Annotated in this window: 8 protein-coding genes; all 8 read right to left on the bottom strand. The window is 63.4% G+C overall.

Annotated features, from left to right (window positions below):
- Positions 1-386, bottom strand: a 386-nt coding sequence (locus tag WEA77_RS04390; RefSeq protein WP_368066652.1) for an FAD-binding oxidoreductase, incomplete at its 3' end; no start/stop codon positions are given.
- An 8-nt stretch (positions 387-394) separates the two neighbouring features.
- Positions 395-1,060 (bottom strand): hypothetical protein, encoded by a 666-nt coding sequence (locus WEA77_RS04385; RefSeq protein ID WP_368066651.1) that lies wholly within the window; start codon positions 1,058-1,060, stop codon positions 395-397.
- Positions 1,061-1,121: 61 nt separating this feature from the next.
- Complete coding sequence (locus WEA77_RS04380) at positions 1,122-1,919, bottom strand: GntR family transcriptional regulator (protein ID WP_368066650.1); 798 nt, start codon at positions 1,917-1,919, stop codon at positions 1,122-1,124.
- Positions 1,920-1,996: 77 nt separating this feature from the next.
- The gene (locus WEA77_RS04375; protein ID WP_368066649.1) at positions 1,997-2,422 is read right to left on the bottom strand and encodes a YciI family protein; all 426 of its coding nucleotides are present in this window, start codon (positions 2,420-2,422) and stop codon (positions 1,997-1,999) included.
- 8 nt (positions 2,423-2,430) lie between these two features.
- Positions 2,431-3,468 (bottom strand): nitrilase-related carbon-nitrogen hydrolase, encoded by a 1,038-nt coding sequence (locus tag WEA77_RS04370; protein WP_368066648.1) that lies wholly within the window; start codon positions 3,466-3,468, stop codon positions 2,431-2,433.
- Positions 3,469-3,478: 10 nt separating this feature from the next.
- The gene (locus WEA77_RS04365; protein WP_368066646.1) at positions 3,479-4,378 is read right to left on the bottom strand and encodes a polysaccharide deacetylase family protein; all 900 of its coding nucleotides are present in this window, start codon (positions 4,376-4,378) and stop codon (positions 3,479-3,481) included.
- Entirely contained in the window at positions 4,378-5,340 is a 963-nt protein-coding gene (locus tag WEA77_RS04360) for a polysaccharide deacetylase family protein (protein ID WP_368066645.1), read from the bottom strand. The genes WEA77_RS04365 and WEA77_RS04360 overlap by 1 nt, the downstream gene beginning before the upstream one ends.
- Positions 5,337-5,890, bottom strand: a 554-nt coding sequence (locus WEA77_RS04355) for an isochorismatase family protein (RefSeq protein WP_368066644.1), incomplete at its 5' end; no start/stop codon positions are given. The genes WEA77_RS04360 and WEA77_RS04355, both read right to left, overlap by 4 nt.

Raw genomic sequence — 5,890 nt, 5'->3', positions numbered from 1 at the left:
GGCTTCAGCGCGTCGTGCAATTGCTTCCACGTTACGCCGGCTTCAGCGGTGACGTACATGTCCTGGACGTTGATCTCGGTGATCCGGTCGAGCCGGCTGAAATCAAGGATTGCGACACCTCCGCGGTCAGGCGTGTAGCCGTTGGTATAGGACATTCCGCCGCCGCGAGGGTTCAAGGCAACGCCGTAGCGGTGGGCCGCCGCGGCGACGCGCCCCAGGTCATCGACGCTTGCCGGGCGCACGATGAACTCGGCCATCTCGCCCTTTGACCAGATGTCCTGACTGTAGAGGCTGCGCGTACCGGGATCGTCGTCTACGGCATCTGCGCCGAGCATCTGGCGAAGAATGCCGGCAAGGTCGACAGCGGCGGTGAGGTCATCAGCCATGACAGTGGTTATCCTATTTCAAGAGGAGTGCAGAGCCCGATGAGGGCAGCGAGGACCAGGAGGGTCCAGATACAGGCAACCAGCGGGCGCGCCGCTGAGAGGGTCGCGGCAAGGCGCGCCTCGGCGCCTTGTGGATCGGTGCCGGTGAGCCCAGCGAGCGCCGGGCCAAGAGGCAGGAGCAGCCGGCGGATCGCGAGCCCCAGCAGGATGCAGCCCGCAAGCAGGAACAGTTTCAGTTCGAGAAAAAGGGGGAGGCTGACGGCGCCGGCGAGGCCGGCCAATGCCGCGGCGCACACGGCAAGGACGACCGCCCAGCGGATCACGAGGTCGAGGCGGCGCAGGACGGCGGATGCGCCGCCTTGCCGGCCATGCAGGTGCCAGACGAGCGCAAGCCAGCCGGCACTGAGAAGGCTGACGAGGGGCAGGGTCGCCGCGCTGAGTTCAAGCCAGCCCCTTGACTCGGCGAGCGCAAGACCGGTCGGCAGGGTGAGGATCAGCGCGGAGCGGGGCGCCATGTCGACGTCCCCGACAATCTTTGCAGCCAGCAGCCGGCGATCAGCCGGCACCCCCGGCAAGATCAGGTAGCGGCTTGTGTAGAAGGCCCCCAGGTCTCCGCCCAGCCAGTAGGCGAAGACGAGGATATGCAGCAGGCCAAAAATGGCAGCGTCGGGCATGTCACCTCACGAGATTTCAAAAGATATATCATTTGAAATCGCGCTGGCGATAGAGCCGAATTCACTTTTCGGACGTCCAGTCGTCCCGCTTGGACGAGTCGCGCGTGAACCGCATATGGTACTCGAACCTGTCCGCGCGGTAGTGAGCCGTAATATCCTGGACCGGCCGGCCGGAGGCATCGCGCATGATCCGGTGTATCCGCATCAGCGGGGACCCAGGGGCGACGCCAAGCACCGCCGCAACGGCTGGCTCAGCTGCAGTCGCCGAAATTGTCTGCTCGGCTTCCACGGGCGCGTGTCCTGCCCGTTCCAGAAGCCGGATGAGGGACTCCGAGGCGAGTTCCTGCTCGTCATAGCCTTCGGCAACGTCTTCGGGAATGTGGGTGATGAGGTAGGAGAATGGCTCGCCGGACAGCCGCCTGAGGCGCACAATGCGCTGCACGCTTGCGCCGCGCGAGAGCTCAAGCGCCTCTGCGATGGCGGGGCTGGCGACGCTGGTCGTGCAATCGAGCAACTGGACTTCTGTCTCGATGCCCATGCGCGTAAGCCCGTTGATCATCGTCTCGAAGCTGCCACGCACGGTCGGCGCAGCCGCATCATAGGTGACGACCGTTCCAATGCCCCTCTGGCGGCGCACCATGCCAGCGACCGCGAGTTCGTTCATGGCGCGCTTGACGGTGATACGCGAGACCCCGAGGGACTGTGTAAGGTCCTGCTCGGCCGGTAGCCGGGCATTGACCTTGAGGCGCCCGTCGAGAATCGCTGCTCGCAGAAGCTCGTAGATCTGCTGGTAGAGCGGGGTCTGGCTGCTCTCGTCGATCTGGTCTGCCGTCAGCGTAAGTGAGGGTACATCGAGCATCTGGGACGTCCTGTCTTGGCCCTACACGGTTAAAGCCTTCCCGCGTCTGCTGCAATTGCCGGGCCGGACAGGCCTGTTCAGCTGCCGGCCCCCTTAGAGAGGTCGTCCGGAGGGCCGCCCGCCGCGCGGTGGCGGATCGCGTCGCGCGATTCCCAGATTCGGCCGCCCATGTAGAGGCCGATCGAGTTCGTGAACTCCTTGTACTCGATGGACGAATAAAGGCCGCATGTGATGTAGGGGTCGTCCTGCATGAGGCGCCGGGCGGCGTCCAGGGTATCTGCAAGAACGAGGAATACCGACCCGACCAGGGCTTCGCCTCCGGGCTCTCGCACCGGTCCGGCCGTGATGTAACGCGTCCAGTTGGCTTCTACATGTTGCAGGTGGCCATCAAGGTAGCGGGCGCGCATGGCGCCGGCGCCGGGCCCGTCCCGGCAGATGACCAGGAAGCAGGGCGTCGGCAGACGCGGAACATGGGGCGGCTCAGAGGGCAGGGCAGCGTTCATCAGGAGGCCTATTTCAGGATGCCGGCGGCGATCAGACGGTCGATGACGGACTGCTGGGAGGCGAGCGCCCCGGCACGGTCGATCATGCGCCCGTCAGGGGTCCGGTTGGGGGCCGCGTGGCCGGCAGCCAGGTAGCCGGCAGCAAAGGCTGCCGCAGGAATCCTCGACAGCGTGTTGGTCATGCCGGTCTTCCGGCGGCCTTCACGCAGGGCGCCGAGATCGATCAAGGCATTGGCGTTCAGCGTCTCGCCTGTGCCGGCTTCGGCCAGCGCGCGCCCGTAGGGGTCGATGATGATCGACATGCCGTCCGTGGACGCCGCAGGTACGGGCGTTCCGTGGATGCCTGCGCTATTGGCCGAAACCACATACGCCATGTTCTCGACGGCCCGCGCCCGTTTGCAGATATGCTTCGGTGTGAGGCCCGGCGCGCCCACTTCGGAGGTCGGATGCAGAAGGATCTCGGCACCGGAGAAAGCCAGCATCCTCGCAATTTCCGGATAGAGGATCTCTTCGCTGGCCACGGTGCCAAGCGCGCCGATCGGCGTTTCGGCGACTGGAAAGACAGACTTTGCTCCGTAGACGTCGAGGTAGCGGTCCCATACATCGTAGGGGCTGGGGGCATAGAGTGAAATCAGGCGACGGTAGCGCAGCACGGTGTCACCGCCCGGGCCGTAGATCACATTTGCCTGGAAATAGAGTTCGGGGAAGTTCGGATCGGTTTCGTAATGGTTCGAGCACAGATAAACTCCCGCCGCCTGAGCAAAAGCGGCGAGGCGCTCAGGAAATGCGCCGGTCATGGGAATGGCCGCTTTTGCCTGCCAGGCCTCACGGCTTTCTGCCATGGGAAAACCGGTCATCCAGTATTCGGGCAGCACAACGAGCTGCACCTCATACCCGTTGAAGCCTTTCAGGAACGCCTTGGCCGCCAGCACCTGTGCCTGGACACGGTCGATGGACCTGTGCATGCGCGCGCGGGCATCTTCCGGGTGCGAGTCGGCATTGACCGCGTCGCAGGCGGTCTGGAGCGCGAGGGCTGTGTAACGCATCTTCTTGTCCTCAGGCAAAGGCAGCGACCGCGCTGCGCGCCGGCATGAGCCCGAGACCGGGCAGTTCGGTCAGGCCGGCCAGCAGCGCGTGCACCGCACTGATCCGGAACGGCAGGCCGGCGACATATGGGGTGAGCGTGAAGGCCATGGCGCCGGCGCCTTCCTTGTCGAACAGGGCGAGGTGTGAGCGGCCAGCTTCGATGATTTGCTCTGCCCACTGATCTTCCGACTGGGACCGCTCGACAAGCAGCCTGAAATCCGAAAGTTCGTTATAGTTGGGCAGGGCTGTCAGGTTGCCTTGCGGCGTGGACAGGCGCAGCGGCCGCATGTCCGCTTCCCAATCCAGACAGACCTCGAAGCCTGCCTCGGCAATGAGGGCGGGTGTCCTGAAGCTTTCATTCCGCGCCGGGCTCATCCATGTCACCGCGTTGGGCAGGGCCCGCCGCGTCTCGGCAATCAGCGCACGCTCTTCTTCTTCGCTCAGCCCCTGATGATGGATATGGGCGGTCGACACGCCATGGGCGGCAAGTTCGTGCCCCCCTGAAACCACGGCCTCGATGAGCGACGGATAGCGCTGTACGACGGCTGCGTTTGCGGCAAAAGTGGCTTTCACGCCGAACTGGGCGAAGGCGCGCAGGAGACGGAAAACGCCGACCCGGTTTCCATAGTCCCGGCTCGTATAGTGGCGCAGGTCCGGGTAGGGTGTGACCATCGCTCCGGGATGCTTGAAGGGCGCCGATGGCGGGTCAAGCGGAAAGAATTCGAGCGGCACGATGATGGTAGCAGCCAGTTTCAGGCCGCTGGCAAGTTCGCGGCGCGGACGCAAGGCCGCCGGCTCCCAGCCATAATAGGGATTGTCCATGCCCGCCTTGCGGTGCGGATACTCGAGATACGCATCTGGAAGCGGCATTACGCTTTTTCCTCAGAGGAAGGACCGGAAAAGCCGGTGCCTGGCCGGGCGTCGCCGCGGGCCGCGATATCGGCGATCGCAGCGTCCCAGTAATTGTCGCGGAAAAAGCCGGCGATCTCGGCGCCGGTCGCAAACCACACATCATCCCGGTGCGCACATATATGCCGGAGGGCGTCTTCAAACGGGTCCAGGCGATGGGGCTGGCTTACGAGATAGGCATGCAGCGGAATGCACATGACCGTTCCTGATCGCTCGCCCTCCTTCAGAAGCTGGTCGAAATGGCGCTTCAGGATGTCGGTGTACCGCGCAGGACTCCATCCTTGTACGGAGTAGGTGATCACATCGTTGACCTCAAGACTGTAGGGCAACGAGACGAGCTTGCCGGTGCGTGTCTTGAGCGGCTGGGGCTGGTCGTCCTGGAAGAGGTCGCAGCTGTACCAGAAGTCATGCTCCGCCACGAGGTCTAGCGTGCGCTCTGTATGGGTCAATGCGGGCGCCAGGTAACCGCGGATCCGCTGGCCGGTTGCCGCCTCGACCGAGCGGATGGAATCGGCCAGCACCGCGCGCTCCTGCGCCTCGGTCATCTCGTAGCTGAAACGGGTATTATAGATCCCGTGCGAGAAGAACTCCCAGTTTCGTGCGGCGACCGCTTCAATGATCTCGGGGTGATGGTCGATCAGGCCGATCGACAGGGAAATCGATCCGCGCAAGCCATACTTGTCGAACAGGTCCATCATGCGCCAGTGACCGACCGTATTGCCCCAGGCGCGCTGCGAATAGCCGGTTATGTCTGGATTGCCGCGCGGCCAGGCCTGACGTTTCGGATTGGGGGGGGGATTAAATTCATAGTACTCGATGTTCGGCGCAATCCAGAACGCGAGTTTCTTGCCGCCAGGCCAGGTGATTTTTGGCCGACCCTCATAGGGCCAGTAGTCATACAGATTAGGATCAGACTGGCTCATGGCGCATACCCTGCGATCCAGTCATGCACGGCCTGAACCGGCACGACGTCCGCATACTTGATCAGCAGGTCGGTCAGGTTGGCGAAATGATAGCTCTCATGCTTGTCGGCCACGCACTCGATCGGGACTATTGTGCGGTAGCCATGAGACAGGCTGTCGACGGCGGTCGCGCGCACGCAGCCTGACGTCGATCCGCCGGTCACGATCACGGTGTCGACCTTGTGCCAGACCAGGAAGCTCGCCAAGCGGGTCTCGAAGAAAGCGCTTGGCATGCGCTTTTCATAAACGGCGTCCACGGATGGATCGATTTCGAGGCGGTCATCGAATTCGTGACGGACACTTCCAGCGTGGATGTTCTGCAGAGACTCCGGGGTATTCGTCCGTGTGCCCCACACTCCGGCATCGGCCGCATTGTCCATATAGGCGACGCGTGTCCACACGACAGGAAGCCCTTTCGCGCGGGCCGCCTTGGAAATTGCGTTTATGTGGTCTGCCTGCTTGGGATCGGTGATATAGGCTGTTTTCGGAAAGAGGTCGGGGCGGGTGTAGG

Origin of the sequence: Hyphomonas sp., assembly GCF_040882205.1 — a bacterium.
GTDB lineage: Bacteria > Pseudomonadota > Alphaproteobacteria > Caulobacterales > Hyphomonadaceae > Hyphomonas.
This window is presented reverse-complemented; position numbering and strand designations above follow the sequence as displayed.

What these genes read in the sequence shown, in the direction of transcription:
- WEA77_RS04385 (WP_368066651.1), bottom strand. Translation starts at nt 1,060, where the DNA reads ATGCCCGACGCTGCCATTTTTGGCCTGCTGCATATCCTCGTCTTCGCC.
- WEA77_RS04370 (WP_368066648.1), bottom strand. Translation starts at nt 3,468, where the DNA reads ATGCGTTACACAGCCCTCGCGCTCCAGACCGCCTGCGACGCGGTCAAT.
- WEA77_RS04380 (WP_368066650.1), bottom strand. Translation starts at nt 1,919, where the DNA reads ATGCTCGATGTACCCTCACTTACGCTGACGGCAGACCAGATCGACGAG.
- WEA77_RS04375 (WP_368066649.1), bottom strand. Translation starts at nt 2,422, where the DNA reads ATGAACGCTGCCCTGCCCTCTGAGCCGCCCCATGTTCCGCGTCTGCCG.
- WEA77_RS04360 (WP_368066645.1), bottom strand. Translation starts at nt 5,340, where the DNA reads ATGAGCCAGTCTGATCCTAATCTGTATGACTACTGGCCCTATGAGGGT.
- WEA77_RS04365 (WP_368066646.1), bottom strand. Translation starts at nt 4,378, where the DNA reads ATGCCGCTTCCAGATGCGTATCTCGAGTATCCGCACCGCAAGGCGGGC.